18 protein-coding genes are annotated in these 25,255 nt (G+C 68.1%); 4 read left to right on the top strand and 14 right to left on the bottom strand.

The annotated features are described in order from the left end of the window. Nucleotides 1-522 precede the first annotated feature (522 nt). The 6 genes from lanM to QHF83_RS32870 all read right to left on the bottom strand — a co-directional run bounded on the left by lanM (nt 523) and on the right by QHF83_RS32870 (nt 9,963). Nucleotides 523-3,675, bottom strand: coding sequence for a type 2 lanthipeptide synthetase LanM (gene lanM, locus QHF83_RS32895; RefSeq protein ID WP_282421960.1), 3,153 nt, complete (start codon nt 3,673-3,675; stop codon nt 523-525). Nucleotide 3,676: 1 nt separating this feature from the next. Continuing rightward, nucleotides 3,677-5,095 carry a radical SAM family RiPP maturation amino acid epimerase gene (locus tag QHF83_RS32890; protein WP_282421959.1) on the bottom strand — a complete coding sequence of 473 codons (1,419 nt, stop codon included), beginning with the start codon at nt 5,093-5,095 and terminating at the stop codon, nt 3,677-3,679. 25 nt (nt 5,096-5,120) lie between these two features. Next, complete coding sequence (locus tag QHF83_RS32885; RefSeq protein WP_282421958.1) at nt 5,121-6,623, bottom strand: SagB family peptide dehydrogenase; 1,503 nt, start codon at nt 6,621-6,623, stop codon at nt 5,121-5,123. Between the two features lie 12 nt (nt 6,624-6,635). After that, the gene (locus QHF83_RS32880; protein WP_282421957.1) at nt 6,636-8,996 is read right to left on the bottom strand and encodes a TOMM precursor leader peptide-binding protein; all 2,361 of its coding nucleotides are present in this window, start codon (nt 8,994-8,996) and stop codon (nt 6,636-6,638) included. A 64-nt stretch (nt 8,997-9,060) separates the two neighbouring features. Next, nucleotides 9,061-9,435 (bottom strand): hypothetical protein, encoded by a 375-nt coding sequence (locus QHF83_RS32875; protein WP_282421956.1) that lies wholly within the window; start codon nt 9,433-9,435, stop codon nt 9,061-9,063. Nucleotides 9,436-9,528: 93 nt separating this feature from the next. Next, nucleotides 9,529-9,963 carry an ester cyclase gene (locus QHF83_RS32870; protein ID WP_282421955.1) on the bottom strand — a complete coding sequence of 145 codons (435 nt, stop codon included), beginning with the start codon at nt 9,961-9,963 and terminating at the stop codon, nt 9,529-9,531. A gap of 534 nt (nt 9,964-10,497) precedes the next feature. Between QHF83_RS32870 and QHF83_RS32865 the strand changes: the two genes are divergently transcribed. Both QHF83_RS32865 and QHF83_RS32860 read left to right on the top strand, forming a co-directional pair. Then, nucleotides 10,498-15,147, top strand: a complete 4,650-nt coding sequence (locus QHF83_RS32865; RefSeq protein WP_282421954.1) for a protein kinase — start codon at nt 10,498-10,500, stop codon at nt 15,145-15,147. 67 nt (nt 15,148-15,214) lie between these two features. After that, a complete protein-coding gene (locus tag QHF83_RS32860) occupies nt 15,215-15,664 on the top strand; it encodes a hypothetical protein (RefSeq protein WP_282421953.1) in 450 nt (149 codons plus the stop codon). A 22-nt stretch (nt 15,665-15,686) separates the two neighbouring features. On the opposite strand, the gene QHF83_RS32855 is transcribed toward QHF83_RS32860, so the two are convergent. The 3 genes from QHF83_RS32855 to QHF83_RS32845 form a co-directional block, all read right to left on the bottom strand. Next, nucleotides 15,687-16,508 carry an alpha/beta hydrolase gene (locus QHF83_RS32855; protein WP_282421952.1) on the bottom strand — a complete coding sequence of 274 codons (822 nt, stop codon included), beginning with the start codon at nt 16,506-16,508 and terminating at the stop codon, nt 15,687-15,689. Between the two features lie 145 nt (nt 16,509-16,653). Further along, nucleotides 16,654-16,845 carry a hypothetical protein gene (locus QHF83_RS32850; protein ID WP_282421951.1) on the bottom strand — a complete coding sequence of 64 codons (192 nt, stop codon included), beginning with the start codon at nt 16,843-16,845 and terminating at the stop codon, nt 16,654-16,656. A gap of 499 nt (nt 16,846-17,344) precedes the next feature. Beyond that, nucleotides 17,345-17,683 (bottom strand): DUF6209 family protein, encoded by a 339-nt coding sequence (locus QHF83_RS32845; protein WP_282421950.1) that lies wholly within the window; start codon nt 17,681-17,683, stop codon nt 17,345-17,347. 95 nt (nt 17,684-17,778) lie between these two features. Between QHF83_RS32845 and QHF83_RS32840 the strand changes: the two genes are divergently transcribed. Together QHF83_RS32840 and ycaC are read left to right on the top strand one after the other, a co-directional pair. After that, nucleotides 17,779-17,997, top strand: a complete 219-nt coding sequence (locus tag QHF83_RS32840) for a hypothetical protein (RefSeq protein WP_282421949.1) — start codon at nt 17,779-17,781, stop codon at nt 17,995-17,997. Between the two features lie 24 nt (nt 17,998-18,021). After that, the gene (gene ycaC / locus QHF83_RS32835; protein WP_282421948.1) at nt 18,022-18,648 is read left to right on the top strand and encodes an isochorismate family cysteine hydrolase YcaC; all 627 of its coding nucleotides are present in this window, start codon (nt 18,022-18,024) and stop codon (nt 18,646-18,648) included. Between the two features lie 88 nt (nt 18,649-18,736). Here ycaC and QHF83_RS32830 read toward each other — a convergent pair whose 3' ends face one another. From QHF83_RS32830 to QHF83_RS32810, 5 genes are all read right to left on the bottom strand, one after another. Next, entirely contained in the window at nt 18,737-19,447 is a 711-nt protein-coding gene (locus QHF83_RS32830; RefSeq protein WP_282421947.1) for a hypothetical protein, read from the bottom strand. Continuing rightward, on the bottom strand, nt 19,419-20,654 hold the full coding sequence (locus tag QHF83_RS32825; protein WP_282421946.1) for a hypothetical protein: 1,236 nt from the start codon (nt 20,652-20,654) through the stop codon (nt 19,419-19,421). The genes QHF83_RS32830 and QHF83_RS32825 overlap by 29 nt, the downstream gene beginning before the upstream one ends. Nucleotides 20,655-21,004: 350 nt before the next feature. Beyond that, nucleotides 21,005-22,375 carry a hypothetical protein gene (locus QHF83_RS32820; protein WP_282421945.1) on the bottom strand — a complete coding sequence of 457 codons (1,371 nt, stop codon included), beginning with the start codon at nt 22,373-22,375 and terminating at the stop codon, nt 21,005-21,007. A gap of 617 nt (nt 22,376-22,992) precedes the next feature. Further along, on the bottom strand, nt 22,993-23,226 hold the full coding sequence (locus QHF83_RS32815; protein ID WP_282421944.1) for a hypothetical protein: 234 nt from the start codon (nt 23,224-23,226) through the stop codon (nt 22,993-22,995). A gap of 315 nt (nt 23,227-23,541) precedes the next feature. Next, entirely contained in the window at nt 23,542-25,254 is a 1,713-nt protein-coding gene (locus tag QHF83_RS32810) for a VCBS repeat-containing protein (protein ID WP_282421943.1), read from the bottom strand. Between the last annotated feature and the right edge of the window lies 1 nt (nt 25,255).

The raw sequence follows: 25,255 nt of genomic DNA, 5'->3' as shown, positions 1-25,255 counted from the left end.
CTGGACCTCAGGGGGAAGAACTGCGCGATGCGCAGTTCTTCCCACAGGCCGGTGGCGACCCAGAGGTGGTGTGCACGCGTCTCCAAGTCGCGTGCGCGCGTCTCCAGGTCGCGTGCGCGCGTCGCCAAGTCACGCGTGCGCGCCTTCCCCTCGTGCCCACGCGTCTTCGCGTCGCGGGCACGCGCCTTCATGACATTCCCGAACGATCTCCACGTCATGCACGCGCATCTCGACCTCACGCGCGCGCGCCTCGCCGCCCCCCACGCGCGCCTTTGCTCCCCGCCCACGCGTGATTTTCCTGCGCCCACGCGCCTCGGAGACGTGCCCACACGCTTACCGATCGAAGCCGTTTTGGTTGGCAGCGTCGCTCGCCGGTCTTGCCTCGGCCTGTTCGATGAACTGCGCATCGCGCAGTTCATCGACCCCAGGTCCAGCGCTTGCGCTGGTCCGGGTCCAGGGGTGGACAACCCCTGGTCGGGCCTGGGGCGAAGCCCCAGCGAAACGGCTTCGTGATGACCCAGGTCAGCGCGGCAGCCTGAGCAGCCGGAGCGAGGGCACCCGGGAGGGGAACTGCAGCCGGAGGAAGGCGCGCGCGATGGCGGGCAGGCCCCAGAGAATGGACAGGTGGTGCCGGTCGGCGGCCAGCGACGCCGGGAAGAAGGCGCCGGTCGAGGTCCGTAGCGCGCGGAGCTGCTCGGCCAGCGCGAAGGCCCGCGCTCGGTGATGCGTCGCGCCCGTGAGCTCGAAGGCCGTCGAGGTTATCTCGAGCGCGTCGAGCAGCGCGATCGTGTCTGCCGCCGGCGGCTCCTGGGCGAGCGCGTCGTCGACCTCTGTGAGCGCTTGGTCGAGGCCCAGCCCGAACCTCGCGAGCTCCAGCCCGGCGAGCAGCCGCCCAGGGGAGCCGGGCGCGCGATCCTGCCTCCGCCACGCCGCGTGCAGCCCGTCCAGCGCGCCGAGGAGCTGCGCGTCTGTCCCCTCGTACCCGCGCTCGTGGAGCCTGGCGAGGCCCATGCAGAGCCCGGCCGTGGGGTCGGGTAGGCGGGCCATCGATGAATCCCGCGCTGGATAGGGCGGCTGCGGCAGCTCCCCGCTCGCGCCGCACATGGCGAGGAGACGTGACGCGAGCGCAGGCGCGAGGGCGTGCGCGGGGCCTGGCTGCTCCGCCGCCAGCATCGCGAGCAAGAGCCCCGTCATGCCGCAGGCGACGTCGGCGCACGCGCGCGGCAGGAGCGCCTCGATCTGGAGCGCGGACATGCAATCGTCGGCGGCGCGGTCGAGCTCCGGATCGCCGAGCGCCCTGGCACAATAGCGGAGGCAGAAGAGATGCGCGCCCGTGCCCATGAAGCCCCCGCAATACGGTGGAATCGTACGGGCATGCCCGGAGCGCTCGAGGTCGACGAAGGCGGCGCGGGTCCCGTCCGCGGCCTTGCGCGTGGCGAACAGGGCCCCCCGCGCGGCGGTTCGCCAGCGCTCCTGGCCTGTGAGGGCGTAGAGGTCCGCGAACAGGATGGCCAGCCCGCCGGTCCCCGTGAGCTGATCGGCTTCCAGGACCCCGAGCGAGAGATGGCCGATGTAGGGATGGTAGACGAGCCCCAACCAGGCCCTATCGGGGGTGGATGCGGTGATGGCGTCCTCCAGCACGGCGCCGGCGATCTGCTGCGCCTCCTCGACCCAGCCGGCCGCCTCTGCCCTCGCGGGCGGTGGGCCGATCGGCGGCGCGGCGGCCGCCTCGTGGCCCGTCGAGAAGCACGAGCGGACGATATCGAGCTGCTGCTCGAGGGGAAATGCATCGAGGGTGCGTAGCCGCTCGACGAGGCGATCCCAGGCGTGGCCGTCGAAATAGCCGGTGATGCAGTCGCCCGCGGGCGTGCAGACCACGTCGCTGCTCGGGCGGGAGGTGAAGAGCGGAACATCGAGCTCCCGCAGCGCGGTGATCTCGCCATGGGCGATCACGGGGTGCGACGCGCCGCGGCCATCGTCCGTGGCCGCGAGGGCGGGCTGGAAGAGCTGCTGGAGGAAGAGCTCCCGCTGGAAGGGATCGGCGAGCAGCCGCGGCGCGAGGCTCCGGCGAATGAGCTTGTGGTAGCTCCAGGTGTCGCGGTGGATGAACCGGACCGGGGCGCCGCGCAAGCCCCGCAAGGGCCCGCGGGGGTCGAGCAGCGCCGTCCGGTTTTCGCGCAGGCACGCCTGCATCCTCCCGTATCCCTCCAGGATCCGGTCCAGGTATCGCGCCGCGACGGCCGGCTGCCCGTCGAGGACCGGCGCGTGCTCCGGGTGCGTCCAGGTGACGTAATCGCGTTCGCTCGGCGGGCCGGGCCGCGGCGCCGCCGAGGGAGAACGCTTGAAGGGGCTGAGGAACGGGCGGGGCGCAGCCAGCGCGCCGAGATCCTCGGTCCCCACGCCGACATCGATGGGCGTCGGCATGACGATGGCGCAGGTCTCGACCGCGGATTCGGAGAGCTGCCGCCGGGCCTCCTGCTCGGAGGGCAAGAGGTGCCCCGTCGCCACCCGTGGCTGGACCAGCATCTCCAGGTCGATGAAGGCCGGGTGCTCGCCGTGCGCGATCAAGTTGTCCAGCCAGAAGTCGCGCCCCTCCAGCAGTTGCAGGAGGCGGATCAGCATGCCCATGCGGGTGTAGAAGCGCTCGACCTCCCCGGCATTCTCGCACGGCCGGTGCTCGATGAACTCCTCCCAGGTATGACTCCCCCGAACGAGGATGCGGCGCACGTGCAGCTCCGGCGAAAGACCGGCGCCGTCGAGGAAGGCGACGAGATCCATGAATGCGGCCGCGCAGCGCAGGTCCTTGGGCTTGTAGACGAGCGCGCGCCCGCCCTCGAAGCCGAGGAGCGCGACGGCCCGCCCGTGCCCGTGCACATCCCCGGCGTCGCCCCGGAAGCTCTGCAGACGCCCCGGCTCGGCGCCGTCGAACAGGCGCTCGACGAGCAGCGCGCGATCCGCGGCGAGGCGCTCGCAGATCTCGGCCATGGAGCCGCGCCAGTACGCGTATGAGAGCCCGATCAGGTAGGCCAGGACGGGGAACCGCTCCAGCCTGTCGAGCCATGCGTCCAGGTCCGCGCCCGGCGGGGGTGTCGCCGCCTCGCGCATGCCCAAAAGGCCCGCGTTCGTTGCAGCCACGCGCTGCTCGTAATCGAGGGCCGGCTCGAGGACCCGCCACAACCTGTAGGCGAGCACGGACAGCATCCCTTGCCGCGCCGGCGCCGCGACGTCGAGCTTTGCCGCCGCGATGTGCTCGTCCAGGCGCAACGCCGGCTCCCGCAGCAGAGGCGCGAGGATCTCCGGGTAGGGAGCGGAGCGTGGCAGGGCCGCGGCCCACGGCGCCTCGCCCCCGGGCTCGGTCGGGCCGAGCCCCAGCATGGCCTCGAGCGAATGGGCCCACGCAGGGAGCACCCGTGGATCCCGGAGGGTCACCTCGGCGAGCCCCTCCTCGAAAGCGGCGGCATTGGATCCCTGGGCGCGCAGGTACGCATCGAAGCCGCCCGGTTCGCCAGCGCCGATGGCCTGACGAAAGGCGTACGAGAGCTTCTCGCGCCGCGCCCGATCCTGGCCGGGGGTGGGTGAGAAAAAACCGCTGTGGGCGCGCTCGTGGGGGGGCGCCGCCCGCGCGATGATCCGTAGCAGCGCCGCGCGCCGCCGCTCCGTCGCTGTGGGTTCCATGTCAGCCGTCCACCTCGTCGAGCACGCCCGCGCGCAGAAGGTCGTCGAGCATCTCCTGCGCGGCGGCCGGACCGACGCCGTCGATCCCCGCCACGATGTGCGTGATCTCCGCGGCCGTCTTCCCGGCGCCCCGCACGAGATCCCCGAGCGCCCGCCACGCTGCGGCGCGCTCGCCGCCCTCGAAGGTCGCGTGGCCTTTGAATCGTCCCACCAACTGGAAGCCGTCCGGCAGCTCCTCGTAACGCAGCCAGTCGTGGAAGCGGGGGCGGTCGTCCGGCCGGACGACCGGGGACATGGCCTCGTCGATCATGCGGCAGAGCTCGGCCGCGAGCGTGGTTTCGTCCTCGAACGTGGCCTCGTCGTGGACGATGTAGCCGAGGGGCCGGCGCTCGTCCGCGGTGCAGGGGCTGATGAGCTGCACGCTGCGGTCGCACATGTTGAGCAAGAAGCCGGTCACGCAGCCGATGCTCGCGAGCGGGTAGGCATCGACGCCCGCGTAGGACGGGTCGCCCGTGTACCACGGCGCCCAGCGCAGGGTCTTGCGCTGCTTGTCCATGAGCCCCGGATCCTTCTTCGCCCGCTCCCGGAACCGACCGGCGTTGCTGAACGCGAAGGCCGAGTCGCGGTTGAGGGGCAAGCACTCGACCCGCGAAAGCTCCTCGGCCGTGAATTCCGCGTGCACGGCGTCGAGCTGCTTGAGGCTGAGAATCGAGAATCGGTTGAGCCAGCATCCGCGCGCCTCGGACATCGCAAGCAGGGCTCGCGTCCGCGCGGGATCCCGCAGGGGCAGGGCCGTCGTCGTGGGCGGGAAGACGCCGATCGTTTCGTGGAAATCGAGGCAGAACCGCTCGTAATCCGGGTTGTCCAGCGGATCGGTGGCCCAGTAGAGAAAGCCCGTCTTCGCGGCGGGTCCCAGGCTATCCTGCAACGCGTGGAGCACGCCCCGGAAGAGCGCCTGGTTTTGCTCGTCGTGACGGAAGACGGCGCTCAGGCGGCCGGGGCTCAGCGCGCAGAACCAGCAGCCCACGGAGCAGCCCTTCGTCAGCTCGATGCTCAGCGAGGCGTGAATGTTGGAGCGCGTGTGGAACGGACCGAGATCGAGCCACTGGCGCGCGATTTGTCGCTCGCGGAAGGCGCGGATGCGCGGATCGACGGGCGCGCCCTCCCCCCGGTAGAAGGCTTTCACCCAGCGCGATTTCGTCTGGACGATCTGCCACATCGCGCGCGTGGCTGCCGAGTAGCCGCCCTCGCTCGGCGCGCGGACGTCCTCCGGGCTGCACGCGATTCCGTGGCGTTCGAGCGTTCCTTTCGGGTCCCGCGAGAGCGCCTCGCGGAAGCTGGGATCGGCGACCCACCGCTCGTTGAAACGCTTGTAGACGGCGTTTGCCTCGAGGGCACGGTGAAAGAGGGTCATGGACATGTTGCACGCTCCATTTCGATGGCGGTCAGCGGCCGCCCCCCGGCCCGCTGCCGAGCATGAATTCGCCGACGGAGGTCTCCGCGAAATAGCTGGTCCCCGAGGCCGCGGCGAAGAGGTCGGCGTCTCCGCTGCCGAGGGCGCATGGCGAGAGGCCCATGGCCGTCGCCACCAAGTACATGGTCTGATAAAGCACGCCCACGTGCTTCAGCGTGGTCGCGTAGGCGATCGCGTCGTATTTCCAGGATACGCGCTGAAACCGTGCCGCGAGGGCGATGAGCACCTGCGGGTCGCCATTCGGCGCCGCCACGGAGGCATACCGCAGGAGCGCCTCGACGTACCCGTCGCGCTCGCGCACGCGGCTCAGCCGGTGGTGCAGCGGGTCGTAATGGTACATGCCGCCCGGCAGACCCTCGCACCGGCGCACGATCGGGTACAGCTCGATCTCGTAGCATTTGCCGCCCGACGGATACGGGCGGCTCGTCACCTCCATGCGCGCCCGCGTATGGCCGCCCTCGCTCATCACCCGGAATTCGCCGGAGGAGCGGACGCGCCCGACCCGATAGAGAAACTCGCCGAGCTGCTCCAGCGTGATGGGGTGCTCGCCGTACGTGTATATCGAGCGCCGCGCTTCCATGACGCGCGCGAGCGGGGGGTCTTCGGCCTGGATTCGCTCGAGGTCGGGCCGTTCGAGCACGATCGTCACGTCGCCGGGCGGCGGCTTGACCGCCGGCAAGGGCGCGATCCGGTCGGCGTGGCGGAACGTGGCGCCGAAGGGGGTGGAATGCCGCCCGAAACGGCTGCGGGCGTGGAAGAGCAGGTCGTGGAAACCCCATTGCGCGAGCGCCGGATCCTCGTCCTCGGCCGCGGACGCGCCCTCGCCGGCCGTCGTGAGCGTGTCCGCGTTGAGCAGGAGCTGGAGGCAATCGGCGACGACCTCCTCCGGGGTCCCCGGCAGGCGCTCGGCGAGGCTGGGCAGCGTGTGCGGCTCGGCCAGCAGGGCGACGAGCATCGCCGCGCGGGGATCCCGGAGGACGACCCGCGCGTGCCCGACCGGAGACTCCAGGACCAGCCGGCCGCCCTCGCGACGGCAATGGGCGAAGCGCGACAAGAGGTACGGCTGCGCGGAGGAGAGCGCGCGGATCGTGAACCGATAACGCGGGTCGAGGCCCATGATCTCGGCGACGATCGCGCCTTCCTGCACCGCGGCGTGCTGGAGCAGCCCCGAGAGCCGAAGCTGTTCGAGGTGAAGGTAGAGCCGCGGCAGCGCGCCTTCGCCGTCGGTCCCGAGGACCCGATCGGCCAGTGCGTCGACCGTGACGAAAGACCCGGCGAGGGCGTCGAACGCGGCGCGCAAGCCGGGGGTCATGCGCTTGCACGCGAACATGCCGAAGGCCGAATGCACGGCGAGATCGCCGTCCGGCCGCTCCGTGAGGGTCGCGCCGTCCCTCAGCCGGACGCAGAGCGATCGCCCTGGGGAAGCGTACCTCGCGGCGGAGGGCCGCGCTTCGTGCAGATCGTCGTCGCGCATCGTCGGGCCTCCCTAGATGAAGATCGCCACCGGATTGAGCTCGCTCTCGGCGAGCGGTCGGGGTAGCCACCCCATTCGCACGGGGACGTCGAAGAGGCGGCCGGGCGCGAAGCGGGCCCAGAAATGGCGCAGGCCAGGCACGACGACCTTGACGACGGGCAGCCCGATGTCCGGCCTCGTCTGGTCGAGGACGAGCATTTCGAGGCCGATGCGCTCGACGATCGATTGGCAGCGCAGGACGTCGTCGCGGATGTCGTCCGTGTGGAACGACGGGTAATCGCTCTGCCGCAGGGGCGGGGCGCCCTCGTCCGGCGACAGGTGTGGCTGATCGGCGATACGCGCGGTACGCCACCAGTGGATGGCTTCCGGATCATCGTAGGCGTAGCCGGTGCCGTCGGGCTTTCCGCGCGAGACGCCGGGGATCATCTGATTCAGCTCGGTCAGCGCCCGCAGGACGCCCAGCCTGGCGTCGAAATGGGCAGCTGGCGCGAAGACGATGTCCTCGACGGCGCAGCCGAGGCGCCGCGAGACGGCGACGAACGCCGGGACACCGAGATCGCCCGTCAAATCGAGGACCCAGAGCTCGCGCCCGAGGCTCTGGTAATGGTCCTTCATCCGCTGGATGAAGGGCTCGGCGAAGCTGTCGAGATCGACCGCCGGGCGGCGCACGCGGTTATACCACCACGCGGCCACGCTGTCCCGCTCGCAGAGCTCCATGAACCCTTGCAAGATGGCCTCCTCGACGGTGTTGCCGGCGGCGCATCCATTGGAGTCCGCGAAGCAGAAGAAACGCTCGGGCGAGGACGGGTAGCTGTAATAGCAATAGCTCGTCGGCAGGTAGCGTGTCTCCCGCCGCGTGAGCGACCACAGCGGCGTCCAGTCGAGCTCCGCGCCCGGGTCGAAGGGCAGCGGGATCGTGTCGAGGCGCCGGTCGCGCGCGTTCCACAGCGCGCGATCGCGGTACTGTGCCTCGCTGTAGAGCGTGCAGCTCGTGGGATCGATGGCCTGCTCGCCGAGGGCGCGGGCCGTGGCCCGGCGCATGATCTCCTCGCCGCGAAAGACGCCGGAATAGCGCTCGATGGCCTCGCACAGGCCGCTTGCGCGTGCCTGCGCGTCGGTGGTCCCCTTGCCGCAGCAGGCGCTCCGCAAGTTGCGGCGCAGCCGCTGGAACGAATCGTGGTACGCAGCCAGGTTGTTGCCGGCGATGTAGACGTGCAGCGGCGAGCCGTCCTGATCCGTGATGCGCGCGAGCGATTTCGCGATGCCCGTGATCGGGCTGATGTGGTGCTCGTACTTTCGCAGCGTCTCCTCGGGCGATACGGCGCGGTGGCCGCCGTCGGCGACGAAGGTCTTGGGGACGCTGCGCAGGTGCAGGCCTTCGGGGGCCTCGACGGCGCGGCGCTCGGGGGCGCCGCACGCCGGGCACTGGGGGCGGCGGACGAGGACGTGGCGCTGCGTCTGGAGCGACATGGCGTCGAACGTCACGAGCTGGCCGTCGAGCGCAGGGCTTCCGCCGAGGACGAGCCATTTCGCGATCTCGGTCGCGACGAGGCCGAGCCCCACGTCGAGGGTCGAGGGCAAGGCTCCGCGCGTTGGATAGGGCGCTGCCCGTTCCCGGGCCCGCCTGGCGAACTCCTCGACGTCACGGTTGGCCCGAAGTCGCTGCGCGAGGCAGGCCCAGCAGCCCGTGTGGCCGGGCCGAAAGATCGGTCCGACCCAGGAGAAAATGCCGTTCGGTTTGGCGAGGAGCCACGGCTTGCGGGTCGCGAGGGCGCGCCGGTTGATCTCCTCCAGGCCATTTTGCAGGTAATCGTCGACCAGCACCACGGCGAGGTGGGCTTCCTCCTCGTGCGCCTCCCGGACGCCGAGCACACCCAGCCGGGCGCGCAGGTCGGCCTCCGGGACGTCTCCGCAGGCCATCACGCACACGGTTTTCGCGGCGAGGTGCTCGGCCGCGGCCAGCGTGTCGAGGCCCAGCGTATTCCAGAAGGCCGCGGCGCCCTCCGGAAGGGCGTGGCACGCCTCTTCGATATGGCCGTTCTGCGCGAGGACCAGGAGCGCGTGGTAGATCTCGGCCGGCGAAATATCGCCCAGCAAGAGCTCGATGATCTCGTCCGTCGAGCGCCGGCCGTCGAGCATGGGTACGACACGCGCGTAGACCTGCCCCGATACCACGAAATACCGACCCTCGCCGATGAACAGGACGCGATCACCGAGGATCTCGGCGTGGAGGTGGCTCTTCAGCTTGGGCATTTGCAGCATGACGACACCGATCCTGATCTTCGTGGCCCTGTCCTCCGGGGTCGCGGCAGAGCGCTGCTTTCGCGCGAGCGCGCCGAGCGCGCGCACACCGCAGCGTAATGTCGTGCCCACGGCGCCGAACTGCCCCGGGCGATGGCCCCGCGGCGCGCAGGTCGCGCGCCGTGTGCACGATATTCTAACTGCAGCTATTCGACGAAGCCGAAGAAGCGCTGGAGACGCACGACGGGGTCGTGCACGCGGTGCTGGCCGTGGTCTGGCAGCTCGCCGCGGCGAGCATCGCCGTGGAGAGCTCCTCGTGCGACATCGCCTCCACCTCCGGGATGACGAGGTACAGCGTGTTCGGGCTGCGCTCGGCCGGGACGTCCTCGAACGCCTTCATGATCTCGATCTTCATGCCCGCCGGGATATCGAGGCCGTGCTCGGCGAGGACGGGCTCCGGCTCCATCATCAGGCGGTTCTTGAACTCCTCGTCGACCATGGCCTTGGCCGAGACCTGGCCGATGATCTTGCGAGGATCTTCGTGCAACTGCGATTGCTCTTTGATATTCATGATCTGCTTCCCCTCCGTGTGGCGTTTTTCCAGGATGCGGTCTGGCCCGTCGCCACGTCCGGGCCGGACCGCACAAGCGCGTGCCGATGCACGTCAAGCCATGGGGACGATCGCGAGGCCGAGCGCGAGGAGCATGCCGAGCGTGTCTTGCTCGTGCCATACCTCGACGATCTTGCCGGCCTGGATGCGCGCAATCATGATCCCGGTCATTGCGGCGGAGACCCCTTTTTTCCCTCCCAGCACCACGTCCCCCGGTATCCGGAAGCGGTAGCGCCCCACCACCTTGTCGTCGCTCGCGAAGAGATCGAGCACCTCGACGTCCACGCGTCCGGCGCGCTTCGCCCACGCGACGGCGTTATTCCGCCCAAGGTCGAGGTGTATCCCATCGCGGCTGAAGTCGTGCGCGATGTCCTCCGAGAGCAGCTCACCGATGGTAGCGTGGTCGCCCCTGCATATGGCCTCGATGTACCGCCGTACGAGCGCTTCGTTCTCCTTGGGCTCTCGGGTGTTCGTCTTTTCGCTGGCCATGGTTTTCCCTCTCCGTTGCAACGTCACGAAGGTCGGTTTCTCTTGCCGGTAGCCGCCACGGCTCGTCGGGAAGCCGGCGAATCCATCGATCGGCGTTCGATACGTGATCGAATGACCGCCCATGGACGTCTCCGTGGGTTTGCACTCCGAGCTGGCAACCTCAACCACGATGCTGATGGGTCTCGACCCGGGACCCGTCAAGCATCGTGGGGCGAACCCGCCCATGTGTCACCAGTCCCCCACAATCGCGGAAATCTGAATCGCCCGCCTCTTCGGCTCCGCTTCTCCGGCTTGGCTTCCGGTCTGTCTCTCGGCCCCGCGGGAGGAATAGGGCGAGCTTCGGTGCGATCCAGATCCGAAATGCGACGCGCAAGCTCGCGTGCTTCGTGATGCTGCTGTCGTGGTCGAGGGGGGATGTTTGCGCGATTCTACCCAGACCAGACGCAGCAGCGGCAGCAGCTTGTCCCGAGGGGAAGGACCCGAGCGGCTGCGCGAGGGTTGCCCTTTGACACGGAAGCGCTGTCGGAAGAACATGTGCCCCACGTCCACTCCTGTATAAGGCGCACCGTCATGGCCCCTTCCGACGATTCATCCTCCGCCGCTCGAGCAGGCGCCTCCACACCTCATGAGCCCGCGGATGCGCTGATGGACACGCTCGCCGCGTCGTCGAGCGTCACGCCTGCCGTCGCTCCACGCGATTGGGCGATGCCCGAGGGAGCCTCCGGCGCCCATCTCCACTTGCAGCCTGGCACGGTCCTGAAACATTACGAGCTCATTCGCAAGCTCGGCGCGGGCGGGATGGGGATGGTCTTTCTGGCCCGTGACGTTCGCCTGGGCCGGCTCGTCGCCATCAAGTTCCTGCTCGAGCATACGGGGCAAGCGGCAACACGTTTCCTCGCCGAGGCGCGCGCGACGGCGCAATGCAAGCACGAGAATATCGTCGTCATCTACGATGTCGACGACGCGCAGGGCTCTCCGTACATGGTCCTCGAGTATATCGAGGGTCGCACGCTGCGCGAGGCAATGACGGAGAGGGGGCATGACACCACGGCCGTGGTCGTGGAGCTGATGCTCCCCGTCGCGCGCGCCCTCGCCTGCGCGCACGCCATGGGCATCGTCCACCGGGATCTGAAGCCCGAAAATATCCTGCTGGCCGACGGCGGCCAGGTGAAGGTGGTCGACTTCGGCATCGCCAAGCAAGTCTCCCTCGACCTCATGCAAACATGGCCCGCCGCGGTCGGCTCGAAGCCCCAATTGACCGAGCTGACGCAGGATGGCGCGCTCGTGGGGACGATGCCGTACATGTCGCCGGAGCAATGGCTCGGCGAGCCGCTCGACGGGCGCAGCGATATCTGGGCCGCGGGGCTCGTCCTGTTCGAGCTCGCGACCGGCGCGCATCCGCTCGCGCCGCTCGACCTACCGGATCTCGTGGGGGTTTCCAATCTCGATACGCCCATGCCGAGCGCCCGTGACAAGCTCGGCGCGGGCCATGCGCTCGCGGAGGTGATCGATCGGTGCTTGAAGAAGCGCAAGAGCGAGCGAATCGGCTCGGCGAAGGAGCTCGTGGGGCTGCTCGAGCGGCTCGGCGCAGAGACGAAGAAGCCCGCGGCGCTCGCCGAGGACGAGAGCCCCTTCGCGGGCCTGTCCGCATTTCAAGAATCGGACGCGGCGCGGTTCTTCGGGCGTGACGACGATATCGCCGCGGTGCTCGGCAAGCTCCGCCATCAGCAGCTCGTCGCGATCGCGGGCGCTTCGGGCGCGGGGAAATCCTCGTTCGTGCGAGCGGGCGTCATCCCGGCGCTCCGGCGCGCGGGCCGCGAGATGGAGGCGTTCGTCCTTCGCCCGGGGCGGCGTCCTCTCGCCGCGCTCGCCGACGTGCTCGCGTTTTTCGTGGACAGCTCGGGCAACGCGGCCGAAGGCGGAGCCAATCCGGCGGCGATCGCCGAGCTCTTGCGGGCCCAGCCGGGAGCGCTCGGCGAGAGGCTGCGCGCGCGATGCAGAAAGCGCGGCGGCGAGCACCGCATTCTGCTCGTCGTGGATCAGCTCGAGGAGCTGTATACGCTGGGGAGCGAGGCGTCGGAGCGGGCCGCGTTTTGCGCGTGCCTCGAGGGCGTGGCCGACGACGCGTCGTCGCCGCTGCGGGTGATCGTGACCATCCGCGCGGATTTTCTCGATCGCGTGTCGGAGGACCGGCGGTTTCTCTCGGCGATGACCCGGGGGCTCGTGTTCCTGCCGCCCATGACGGCCGAGGGGATGCGGAGCGCGCTCCAAAGGCCGCTCACGGCGGCGCGTTATCGGTTCGAGGACGAGGGGCTCTGCGACGAGATGCTCGGCGATCTCGGGGGGATGAAGAGCCCACTGCCGCTCTTGCAGTTCACGGCGACGAAGTTATGGGAGGCGCGCGACCGCGAAGAGCGGCTCTTGACGCGGAAGGCGTACCGCGCGCTGGGCGGCGCCTCGGGCGCGCTCTCGGCGCACGCGGACGCGGTGCTCTCGGGGATGAGCGTGTCCGAGCAGCGGCTCGCGCGGGCCATCTTCTTGCGCCTGGTGACGCCGGAGCGGACGCGCGCGGTGGTGCGCTTGGAGGAGCTCTGCGTGCTCTCGGAGGAGGCGTCCATGGCCGAGCAGGTGGTGCACCATCTGGCGGATGCGCGGCTGCTCTCCATCGAGGCGGGCGGCGAGCGCGAGGGCAAGACCGTCGAGCTGACGCATGAATCGCTCATCGAGCGGTGGGCGAAGCTCGAGCAATGGCTCGACGAGAACGAGAAGGACGCGGAGTTCCTGGTCGAGCTGCGGAGCGCGGCTTCGCAATGGGAGAAGAACGGCAAGGCGGAGGGGTTTTTGTGGCGCGACGAGGCGGCGAGCAAGGCGGAGCAATGGCTCGCGCGGAAGAGGGCCGAAGGCGACGCGGAGGGGACGCTCGGGCTCGGGAAGCGGGATCGGGGGTATCTCGAAGCTGTCGTTCGGCTCGCATCGCTGTCGCGGCGGCGGCGCCGCCAGGTGACCGGCGGGGTCATTGCGTTTCTCGCGTTCTTTGCATTCGTGGTCTCGCTCCTCGGCGTGCAGGCCAAAAGCCAGGCGAGGCGGGCCGATGACAAGGCCGTAGAGGCCCAAGAGAGCGCCGCGGAGGCGCAGAAGAGCGCCGACGACGCCCGGAAGAGCGCCGCCCAGGCGGACAAGCGGGCGGCCGAGGCGCGTAATGCCAGCCGTATGGCGAGCGCCCGCGAGCATCAGTCCGACCCGACCCTGGTCCTCGCCCTCCTACGCGAGATGGAGCCTGCGGGCGAGCTTCCGCCGCGGTGGCGCGAGCTGGCCCTCTGGGCCAAGCATCAGGGAATCGCGCGCGTGGTTCTCTCCCACCAGGATGTCGTCTATTCGGCGGCATTCAGCCCCGACGGCACGCGCATCGTCACCGTTTCAGGGGACAAGACCGCCTGGGTCTGGAACGCCGATGGGACGGGCAAGCCCCTGCGGCTCGAGGGGCACCAGGATGTCGTCTATTCAGCGGCATTCAGCCCCGACGGCACGCGCATCGTCACGGCTTCTTTGGACAAGACCGCCCGGGTGTGGAACGCCGATGGGACGGGCAAGCCCCTGCGGCTCGAGGGGCACCAGGATCGCGTCTATTCGGCGGCGTGGAGCCCCGACGGCACGCGCATCGTCACCGCTTCGGCAGACAAGACCGCCCGGGTGTGGAACGCCGATGGCACGGGCGAGCCTCTGCGGCTCGAGGGGCACCAGGCGAGCGTCCATGCGGCGGCGTTTGGCCCCGACGGCACGCGCATCGTCACCGCTTCCTGGGACAAGACCGCCCGGGTGTGGAACGCCGATGGGACGGGCAAGCCCCTGCGGCTCGAGGGGCACCAGGATCGCGTCTATTCGGCGGTGTTCAGCCCCGACGGCAGGCGCATCGTCACCGCTTCCTGGGACAAGACCGCCCGGGTGTGGAACGCCGACGGCACGGGCAAGCCCCTGCGGCTCGAGGGGCACCAGGCTCGCGTCTATTCGGCGGCGTTTAGCCCCGACGGCACGCGCATCGTCACGGCTTCAGGGGACAAGACCGCCCGGGTGTGGAACGCCGATGGGACGGGCAAGCCCTTGCTGCTCGAGGGGCACCAGGAGCGCGTCTATTCGGCGGCGTTTGGCCCCGACGGCACGCGCATCGTCACGGCTTCAGGGGACAAGACCGCCCGGGTGTGGAACGCCGATGACACGAGCAAGCCCCTGCGGCTCGAGGGGCACCAGGATCGCGTCTCTTCGGCGGCGTGGAGCTCCGACGGCAGGCGCATCGTCACCGCTTCCTGGGACAAGACCGCCCGGGTGTGGAACGCCGATGGGACGGGCAAGCCCCTGCTGCTCGAGGGGCACGAGGATCGCGTCGCTTCGGCGGCGTTTAGCCCCGACGGCAGGCGCATCGTCACGGCTTCCTGGGACAAGACCGCCCGGGTGTGGAACGCCGATGGGACGGGCAAGCCCCTGCGGCTCGAGGGGCACCAGGATCGCGTCTATTCGGCGGCGTTTAGCCCCGATGGCACGCGCATCGTCACCGCTTCGGCAGACAAGACCGCCCGGGTGTGGAACGCCGATGGGACGGGCAAGCCCCTGCGGCTCGAGGGGCACCAGGATGGCGTCTCTTCGGCGGCGTTTAGCCCCGACGGCACACGCATCGTCACCGCTTCCTGGGACAAGACCGCCTGGGTCTGGAACGCCGATGGGACGGGCAAGCCCCTGCGGCTCGAGGGGCACGGCGCACCCGTTGGTGGCGGAGCAAGGGGAGTGGGGACGTTCAGCCCCGATGGCGCCCAGATCGTCACCTTCTCGGATGACAAGACCGTGCGCGTGTGGAACGCGGATGGCACGGGCGAGCCGGCGATCCTCCGCATCCCCGAGTTCGAGGCCCATTCGGCGGCGTGGAGCCCGGACGGCACGCGTATCGTCACCGCCTCGCATAGCGGGATCGACCCAGCCACCGGCAAGATGAAGTCCTGGGCCACCGTATGGCCCCGCCTCCAGCGCTTCACCAGCCTGGATGACCCGGCGCTCTGGACGGCCACCCGCTACTGCCCGCCCATCGAGCTACGAAAGGAGCTGCTCGGCGTGTCCGAGGACGTCGCCGCCGAGCAGCTCGCGAGCTGCCAGCGCCGCGTCGCCGAGGCGAACGACCGCCGAGCGGCGCACCCTTGATACCTCGACGCCGAGGTGTCCCGCGCGCACCGCTTTCCCGCGGGGCCTCGTCGCGTATGATCGGGGCATGAATGACTCGGCTCATATCTGGAGGAGCGTCGCGCATCGCATCGCGGCCGGCGTGGGCGTCACGTTCGTCATCACGGGGGCGCTCGCGGGTTGCGGCGCCAAGGTCGTCGTCGATCAGGAGGGGGCGGGCGGCACGGGCGCGGGTGGACAAACGGCGTCGAATGGGACGACGGGGCCCGGGCCCACGTCGTCGTCAGGCACGATGACGTGCGCGGGGAATGGGCAGGCCCAGCCGTTCCTCGCGTGCTTCCAGCCTGGAGCGAGCGGGTGCCCGAGCAAGGAGAACGCGGCAGGTCCGATCGCGGTGGCTTACGATTTCGGGTGCACGTGCGAACACACGGACATGTGCTTTTGCCTCGACTCGGTGAACGACGGGCCGAAGCCGGATCCGAGCGGCAGCGGCCTCTGCTGCTACGACACGATGATCGAGCTCAGTTGCGTCATCTGAAGGCCCTGCCGTCGGAGGAGGCTCAGGCGATGCGGAGCGCCAGTTCGGCGAAGGCCGCTCGCACAGCCTGGGGATTCTCGATCCAGGGGAAGTGCCCAGCGCCCTCGATGACGCGCTCGATGACGTTGGGCGTCTGGAACCTCGGGTCGTGCCAACCGCCTTGCCAGACGATCCGATCGTCCGAGCCGGCCAGTCGAAGGACCGGGATTCGAGTCGGCCACCACGAGGCCCGGTAGACGTGGTCGAAATTCGCCTCCGACCACGCGACCGCCGCGCTGTTGTAAGGCATCCTCGCGAGGAGCTCGCGTCCCGCCGAAAGCCCGGCCGGGGTGAAGTTCCATTCCGCGGACGCCACCGCAATCGCGGCGATGTTCTCGTCGCGCGGATCCGCTTCGTAGATCGCTGTCGCCGCCTCGACATCGGGCAACGGATTCGCCTGGGTCATCTCCACGAAGCGCGGATGCCAGAGGGCGTCCGGAGCGGTGTCCAGAAGCGCCAGGGCCTCGAGGTGCGGCGCAAGCTCGGGCGTCGAAAGCAGATACATGCCGCCGGTCGAATGTCCGGCGAACACGACGTTCGGGAGCGCCCTGGCAGCCTCGGCCACGACCGCGGGCCAGGCATCAAAAGGAGTCGCGAGGCTCCCAGGAGGGTCGCGGTTCGAGCCGTCTCCAGGCAGATCGACGAGCCAGATGGCCCCCGGCACATCCAGGATGTCGGCGAGTCCTTCGAGGCTCTCCGAGCCGATGCCGGGTCCTCCCGGCAGGAGCAGCCAGTTGAGGTCTCCGGGGCGGCTCGAGTGACGACGCAGCCGGACGCCCGACGGGGTAAAAAAGAGGTCGGCCATGTCGGCAATCGTGAGCGCAAACGGCGCCTCCGGCCAGGCCGCGGAGAGGGGGTTGGGGAGGGGGAGACCCGGCAGGCGTCGTGGAGCGCCATCAGCGGAGCTCGGCCACGGCACTTCAGGGAGGGGTCCGGGCACATCCGGGACATCACCATTGCGCGAGATGGGGATACCGGGACCCGAGGTCGAGCTCCTCCACCTCGATGTCCAAGCACACGATCGTGAGCACCATTTGGCCTTCGAAATGGATGAACCACGACTCCGGGAGATCTGCCGGATCGACCTTGTAGCCGTATTGCTTTCCCTCCTCATGGGTCAGCTTGCCGCGTCGAACGTCCACGTCAACGATCTCTGAGAGGTCTTCATCTTGGCAATCCGCCCAATCGCGCGAGCAACGCAGGTGGATCAGACCGGATGGCCACAGGCGAACGACCTTTCGTCCGTTGAGAAGATCGAACCAAAGCCGAAACGTCCTCTCGCTGTTGCCAAGTCCCAGGAGCGAGGACACCCCTCGGAGCAGTTTGACTTCTCTCTCTCGCTCATTCATGTCGACTCCTGTGGAATGACGGTTGGGTGATCCGCCCGCCCAGGATACGTGCTCCACGCAGCCAAACGCCAGGCCCGCGCGGGAACCGCAAGAGAATGGGGAGCCCCAAGGCGAGGCAGGAGAGCGGATGGCGAGGGCGGGAGGAGGATCGGAGGGGCATGCGCCCGCAGTCTTGCTCGACAGCGCAACCCTCGGGGGCTCGGCACGCGGCTGCGGGGGCAAGAAGCGGGTGTCGGTGTCCGCCGAAGCGTGGAGCGTCAACGGTTGGCAGACCCGGGTTTTGCTGCGGCCCTTACCCAGCAGCCTTCACGTCCAGCCAATAGTTCTGGCCGTAGCGGCTATCCCAGGTCGAGCAGCCCGTGTGATCCGTATTGTTGAACCATAGCTCGATCCGGCTGGTGTTCGCTGGCACGTTCACCTCGCAGTTTCCTGAGGAGACATCGCCGGCTTGCTCCTGCCCGCTCGGGTGAAATTTGAGGTTGACGCGGATGCTCCAGGCCTTCTGTCCATAACGCGTCGCGCGGCACTGACACAACCTATCCGTGGCGTATTCGATCCGCAAGGTTTCCCCAGCTCGAATGTCGCCGCTCTGCTGCTGTGACCAGTCCGACGAGAAGCTCACTGTCGCCATTGTATCTCTCCTTTCAGGGACAATGCGGCCCGCTCAGGGCTGCTCCAGGGCCGCTCCGTGTCGCAGCAGACACACCTTACCAGGGCACGGGCGCCATGGGACCAAAGTCCTACACCGGTGCTCACCCATGGGACCAAGGTTTCACGGCGGGCGGCTGGGAGCTGCTCCGGTTCACCCCACGGCCGTACAACTTCGTCGTGTTCACGAACATCGGAGAAGGCGTCGTCATCGAAGCCCGCTCCGAAGCGCAGTTGCTCGTCTCGACCGGCGAGCCCGTCCATGAGCACGAGGGCCCCAGGATTGGCATCCCCTGAACCCACCGAGGAGAAATATCCATCATGAGCACGCCCTATATCCGTCTCGACAAGAACCACGCCGCGGTCCTGCTCGTCGACCACCAGGCCGGATTGCTGTCGCTGGTCCGTGACTTCGATCCCGACAAGTTCAAAAACAACGTGCTCGCTCTGGCCGACCTCGCGAAGTATTTCAACCTGCCGACGATCCTGACCACCAGCTTCGAAGACGGCCCGAACGGTCCGCTCGTGCCCGAGCTGAAGCAGACGTTCCCCGACGCACCGTTCATTCCGCGCCCGGGGCAGATCAACGCCTGGGACAACGAGGATTTCGTCAGGGCGATCAAGGCAACGGGAAGGAAGCAGCTCATCATCGCTGGCGTCGTCACCGAGGTATGCGTGGCCTTCCCGGCTCTCTCGGCCCTCGAGGAAGGTTATCAGGTCTTCGTCGTGACCGACGCCTCGGGCACGTTCAACGAGGTGACTCGCGACGCAGCGTGGAGCCGCATGGCTGCTGCCGGCGCGCAGCTCATGAGCTGGTTCGGGGTTGCGTGTGAGTTGCACCGCGACTGGCGTAATGACGTGGAGGGCCTGGGAACGCTGTTCTCGAACCACATCCCGGACTACCGGAATCTGATCACCTCCTACACCACGCTCAAAGCGAGCAAGTAGGACGGCTCGGCCCGTTGTCAGCGTCACAGGCCCCCCACTCAACAACCGGTTCCCATCGACGCGGGCGCGTGTCCCTCGCAAGGTGGTGCTAGAAACCGTATCCCAGACGTATCCCGTAACGGCGCCTGGACGGTTCATCCAGCGGTACTTCCATATCGAAGGCGTACGAATTGGGACACAGGATCAGAATCCACGAGGGCCCATTCTCTTTGTCGAGCATCGACCAGAACGCGGGGAAGGACGCTCCAACGCCGAACTTGTAGGCCCAGCCATGTCCTGCCTCCGGCAATTTGTCGGTCAAGGTGCTCGCGAAGGCCATCGTCAATGCCGAGCTCACGTAGAACTGAACATGGGGCCAAGCGCGCGAGAAGAGCTCGACCTTCTTGCCTCGCGCGACGCCCAGGCGAAGCTCGGGGCCGATGGCGAAACGCCCGACCTCGACTTTCCCATCGATGCCGCGAGGATCATCGACGGTCACCTCCCCGCCGCTCAGGTGCATGCCGGCGCCCAGGAAGGGCGACCAGCCCGGGACCCGAACGGCGCGCGCGAGAAAGACACCGGCATAAAGCTGCGCATCCACCGTGAGCGTTCCACCGCCTCCCCGCACGCCAAAGGCAATGTCGCCGTGCCAATAACGGAAGCCCAGCTTGGTTTGCGCTTCGTCCGGCTCGGTTTGCGTTTCGTCCGGCTCGGTTTGTGTTTCGTCCGGCTCGGTTTGCGCCTCGGCCGGAGCCGAGAGCAGCAAGATCGCGAGCGCCCAGCCGATACGTCTACTCACTGCCCGTCTCCCCGCGTTCATTGTTTCCCCAGCAATAAATCTCGTCCTTGTCGGTCCGCGCGCAGGTGTGCAGACTGCCGCAGACCATTTCGACGATACGCCCGGGGACCGACGTGACGGCGCTCGGCGGTCTCTCCAGGGACCGGATGTCGTTGCCGAGCTGGAGAGCCTGGTTGCTGCCCCAGCAGATGGCGTCTCCGTCGGCCAACCACGCGCAGGTGTGATATCCGCCTGCGGCGACACCCACGGCGCCGTCCACACCCGGGACGATCACCGGCTCGTTACGACAACCGGGCAGGCAGGACTGCTCGTCCCCGCTGCAGCAGTCGTTGCCGCCCGAGGCGACACCACACTCGCCGTTTTGATTGCGGCCCCAGCACCAGACGCTTCCGTCGTCGAGGACCGCGCAGGCATGCCCCTCGCCCGTCGCGATGGTCTTCGCGGGGATGGGCAACTCGACCCGTTCGGCGGACAGACCACCGGGCTGAGCATACGTGTCGTCAGCGCCCCAGCACCACACAGCGCCTTCGATGTCGAGCGCGCATATCCGATACGCTCCCGCCGCCACTTGCGTGATGTCCCGCAAAGGAAAGTTCTGGGCGTCCACCACCACCATGGGTGTCGTGCTCAACGTTCCACCGCTCCCGCGTCCGAGCATTTGCTGGTCACTTCCCCCCCAGCAGCGCACCAGGCCGCCCTCGTCCAGCGCGCAGGCGACATGGTTTCGTTTGGCGGGGAGACCCTCCTCGACGAGGGACCTTCCCGCGACGACGGCAACGATGTTCTCGAGCGACTTGACGCTCGTTGGTTCGGCCATGCAGAAGGTTTGGCCTGGGATACATTCCGCCGTCACACCGAGCTGGCCGTCGCCGTTGTTGCCCCAGCAGCGGACCGTGCGGTCCTCGAGCACGGCACACGAACCAGCGGCCCCGGCCCCCACGTGGATCACCTTGTCGAGGATGGGCACCGGTTGGGGCGCCGCTGAAAAATTGGCGTCGTCCGCCAGGACTTTGCCGAGCTCACCCCGGTCGGCCTTGCCCCAGCAAGCCGAGTTGCCATTCCGAAGTGCAGCACAGGTATGCGAAAGTCCGGCGCTGAGCTGCGCCGCCGGGGCCACGTCGATGAGCGTCGGGACGGCGGAACCATTGGTGGAAGTACAGGCAACGGTGCTCGTCGTGAACACGAACGAAGCGAAGCCGAGCCAAACGAAGTGTTTCTTTTTCGGCATGAGCGCCATCCTGGATAGGGGTCCGGTGAAGGAGCGGGATGCCATTGCAAGGCTCGGTCCACATGGCGCGACGTTTGGGAAGCGAACGGTGTCGAATCTTCGTCGCAGGGAGACGCGCGGACCGCAGCCCGCGGAGGATGGCGCCCCGGGAGGAACGTGACGGCAGGCGGATCGACTCGATTCGGGGAGTAGATGGCTACGCAGTGGTCACGCGAAGGGCGCTCCTACACGCGCGCAGGGGCCTTCGCGACGGGCGAGCCGTGCTCCCGCCGGGAAGCACGAGCGGCTCGCAGGAGGGGACGGTGGGAGATGCTTTTCGGCTTTTGCCGGCGCTCCACAGGAGCGGAGGCTCAGGGCGGGGTGATGCAGAACAGCGTCGAGAGGTCCTTGCTATTCTTGTAGGCGATGTATCCCGCGGTCTGCGGGGCGACGCATTGCGACGGCGCGGAGGAGAACGGAATGCAGATCGCCTCCATCGGGCCGTCGGCGTCGTCGTCCCAGCACGTCCCCGGCTGCCCGGCCCCGCCGCAGTAGAGCGCTTTCGCATTGGTGGCGCAGGCCTCTCCGAGGCTCGCGCCATCGATGCCGCTGTTTTGCAGGGTCGCCTCGTCCATGCACAGGTTGTAGCCGCCGCCGCAATGCGTCCCCGTCGGGCAATCCGGCGCGGACGAGTAGATGTCGCACACCTTCATGCAGACGGGGCCCATGCCGCTGTCGATGCACCGCAGCCCGAGCGCGCAGTCCGAGTCCCACTGCGTGGAGCTCACCTTCGCGCACGTCTCGCCGAGCCCCTTGTCACCGCCGGTGACGCACTCTCCGTCGGTCCCGATCGCATTGGTCGGCATGCAGAACTGGTCGGCCGGGCAGGCGCCGCTCACGTAGGGCTTGCACCCCTTCGGCCGGCGGACGTCGTAGGCGGCCTCCTCGATCCAGTAGCATTTGCCTCCATCGACCCAGCTATAGGTCTTGTCCGCGTTCTTCACGATCTCGCGCAGCTCGAGGTAGCGAGCCGTCCCCGCCGTCTGATGCGGCGTGAGGATCTCGCCGATCTCGAGCTCACCCGACTTGGCCGCGTAGATTTTGAGGTATGCGCCATCCTTGAGGTCCTCGTGGAACAGGGCGCAGGCCGTGCAGGTGGGGACGAACGTGGTGGCGTAGTCCGGCAGCGCATGGTTCGGATTGCCGTCGATCGCATGGTTGCCGACGCCGAGGTCGCCGTCGAACAAGAGCCGGAGCCTGTCGGAGAACATGGCGTCGCCCGAGATGTTCGGTAGCGAGCTCGCCGTCCGGATCACGGGCACGTTGTCCGCCGAGTCGAAGGAGTTTTCCTGCTGGCTGACGAGCTCGATGCCCGCGAAGGAAAGCTCCTCGCAGTCGGCAGGTTTCACGGGAGCCTGGCCGCCGGCGCCGCCCTGGCCGCCTGCGCCGCCGATGCCGCCCACGCCGCCCTCGCCGCCTGCGCCGCCAACGCCGCCAACGCCGCCCTCGCCGCCCTGGCCGCCCACGCCACCCACGCCGCCAACGCCGCCCTCGCCGCCCTCGCCGCCCACGCCTCCGCTCCCGCCGGTCCCCGTGGTGCTGCTCGATGCCGTAGAGGATGACGCGGTGGTCGCGTTTCCGGTGTCGCCATCCGAGCAGCTTGCCGCCAGGGCCGTCACAGCGAGTGTGAGACCCACGGTCGTCGTGAAGCGAAGGCGTGTCTGAATCGTTCGTGTTTTCATGGCTTTGCGCCTACCAGTCGGAACGGGCAACGTAAAGCCTCTCCTGCGCGGAAACCGTGCCGGTTCATGGGGAATGTATTTGTTCAAGATTGGTGGACGGCGACCGGCGAGAGGTCGGATTGCTTCTATTCCGGAGCGACGCGCAGCCGCACGGCGAAGTGTCCTGCGAACGGCGCGGCCGGTGCACCGAGGTGCAATACGGTACCGGGGGCGAACGTCTGTTTCGAGCGGACGGGACGGCCGTGCACTGTGTCCAATGCGATGAGCTCGCACTTGCTGGTGTCCAGCGGACACGGCTCCGAGCATATGTAGAGCTCGCTTGGGGACATATTGGCCTCGCGGTTCACGACGACAGCACGCGCCTCCAGCGCTCCTCCCGTCATTCCGATCGACACGTCCCAGCTTTGCCCCGGGCACCACGGCCCCTGGCATGGCCGTTCGATCCATCGGCTCGTGAGAGTCGTCCCATGCTTGTCGTCCAGAGCGAGCGGCTCTTCCGCCGCTCTGGGCGGGATCGATGTGCACGTTGAGGTCCGCATCCAGTTGGAACCCGATGGTGTACTCGCTCTTGTCGACGGCATTACCGCCAGTGCATCGATAAAAACTGGCGTTCGATATCATCGCTGGCTCCGTCGGGATTGGTCGATCAGGTATCGCACGAAGCTTGCGCTCGCGGTGTAAACGCCGAAGCCCTCGTCACCGATCCAGGCATTGAAGGCTGCTGTCTCCACCAGCTCCTCGATGGGATCGGACGTATCGACGGGCCCGCGGATGTCCATGGTCCCTACGCAGCCGATGACCTCGGCGAGGCCCTTGAAAAAGGACCGGCGGGGCTCCCAAAAGAGCCGCATTGGCATGCACGATCTCGTGAGGATAGACGGCAACCATGGAGCGGACCGTCGTACCCTCGGTGCAGCCACGGTACCGTCCCACGGGGGTGTGACGCCCTCTTCCGCGGAGTACACGAAGTGCTCGGTCGTGAAGAGCTTCGTGAAGACGGGTTCCTCGCCGCCGCACGCGGCAAGTGACAGGAGGGCCGCACTTAGAAGAAGCCGGGCGCGGGCTCGTGAACCGACGAAGTCACGTACTGCATGCATTGGGGTCATCCTTCCGCAGGCCGCTACGCGGGTCGATGCGTCGGTCGACCACGCGCCGGGGAGCTTCCGTCAGTGCGGCTCGCCCTCGGGGGGCCGGCAGGCGAGCCTCGATTGCACGCGGAATGTCGTTTTCGAGCTTGGTTTCGCCGCCGGCGCGAGCTTCGCGTCCTCGCGGAAGGCACCGGCGACGTAGTTCCACTGGTTCCAGAGCCGGCGCGCGGGGCTCGGACGATGCTGGACGTCCTCGTAGGCGATGATGTCCGTGGGCCAACAGTTCTTGCAATCGCTTTTGCGGAGGAGCACGTCGGCGGAGCCGTCGTTGTCGATGTCTGCGACGACGGGAAAGCCCGGATAGGCGAATCCAGCCACCATCAGCTCATCGAGCCGTGTGGGCCCCATGCCGTCGAGCAGCGTGAGTCCCTGCGCGTGGTAGGCGAGCCAGTCGGGCCCCGTCCCGCGGAAATCGAAGGCCGTCGAGCCGGATCTATCCGTGAGGTTCCAGCCATTGAGCGGGAGTGGCTCCGACCGCAGGACGACGGGCCCCGACGTATCGATCCGGAGCACCATGCGACGCTCGTTCGTGTTCACGAGGGCTTCGGGGAGGCCGTCGCCGTCGATATCGACGATGGCCGCCGGGTGGGCCCAGCCAAATGGCACGGAGGGCGGCGCATCGTCCGGGGGCCGTACGGGACCCCAGAGCCGTTCACCCTTTGGAGACACCAATGTGAGGCCCTCCGCGCTGACGACGAGCACGGAAAGCCGGCCATCGCCGAAGAAATCACCGACGTGCGACCAGCCCGGCGTGATCGGCAGGCGGAAGAGCTCGCTGCCGTCGGCGCGATACCCTACGTGCCCGAAGAGCACCTCCATCGTCCCGTCGCTGTCCAGATCGGCTGCGACGGGTCGAATGGCTTCGAAATGGGTGGGGAGACCGAATTCGGCTCCCTGGGTCGGATCTTGGAAGCGGAGATTGCCGTGCGCGTCGAGCACGCTCATCCCCACCAGGATCTCCGGCGAACCGTCGCCTTCGAGGTCCGCGACCGATACGGCGGAGAAGGTGACGAACCGCGCGCGGAGGGTGTTTTCGAGCGGAGGAGTCGGGTCGACCTGATACCAACCGACCGGGTCGAAGACCTCGGCCGTGCCCTCCCAGAGCACTGCACCGCTCGGGCTCAGGGCCATCACGTGTCCAGCGTTGTTCGTGACGAGGATCTCGGGCACATCGTCGCTGTCGAGATCGACGATGGCGGGGCTCGCGATGGTCAACCCGCCGGGATCGATCGTCCACTGGACGCTGCCATCCTTTCCCGAGAGGACGACGAACTGGACATGGTGAAGCGCGCCATCATAGACGATGGGCACGAGCACATCGGGCGTATCGCAGAGATTGATCGCTCCGTCGCCGTCATCGTCGTTCAAATTCGCCACGAGCGGCGGATTGAGGATCGCTATGACGTCGGAGCCTGTCGCGTGGTAGTGCCACTTCTTCACGAGCTCGATGCCATCCGCGGGGGCGCTCGGCTCGTCGCACCACGGCAGCGCGTCGATCTCGCCCGCTCGGACGGTGCAGCTCTTCGGAAGCTCGGCCGGCGCACCGCCCGCGCCCCCTTCGCCCACGGGCGGTGTCGAGCCGCCCGTGGACGAAGACGAGGATGACGACGCGCCGCCAGAGCCATCTGCACCGCCGGCGCCAGGGATGGGCGTCGGACCCAGATCTCCCGCCGCACACGTGATGACCGAGGCGACGAGGAGCAGGTGCGCAGAGCGGATGGCAGCGCGCATG

Source organism: Polyangium sp. 15x6 (assembly GCF_029960785.1).
In the GTDB taxonomy this organism is placed as follows: Bacteria; Myxococcota_A; Polyangia; order Polyangiales; family Polyangiaceae; genus Polyangium.
Note: the sequence above shows the minus strand (reverse complement) of the source record. Positions and strands in the feature narration are given on the sequence as shown.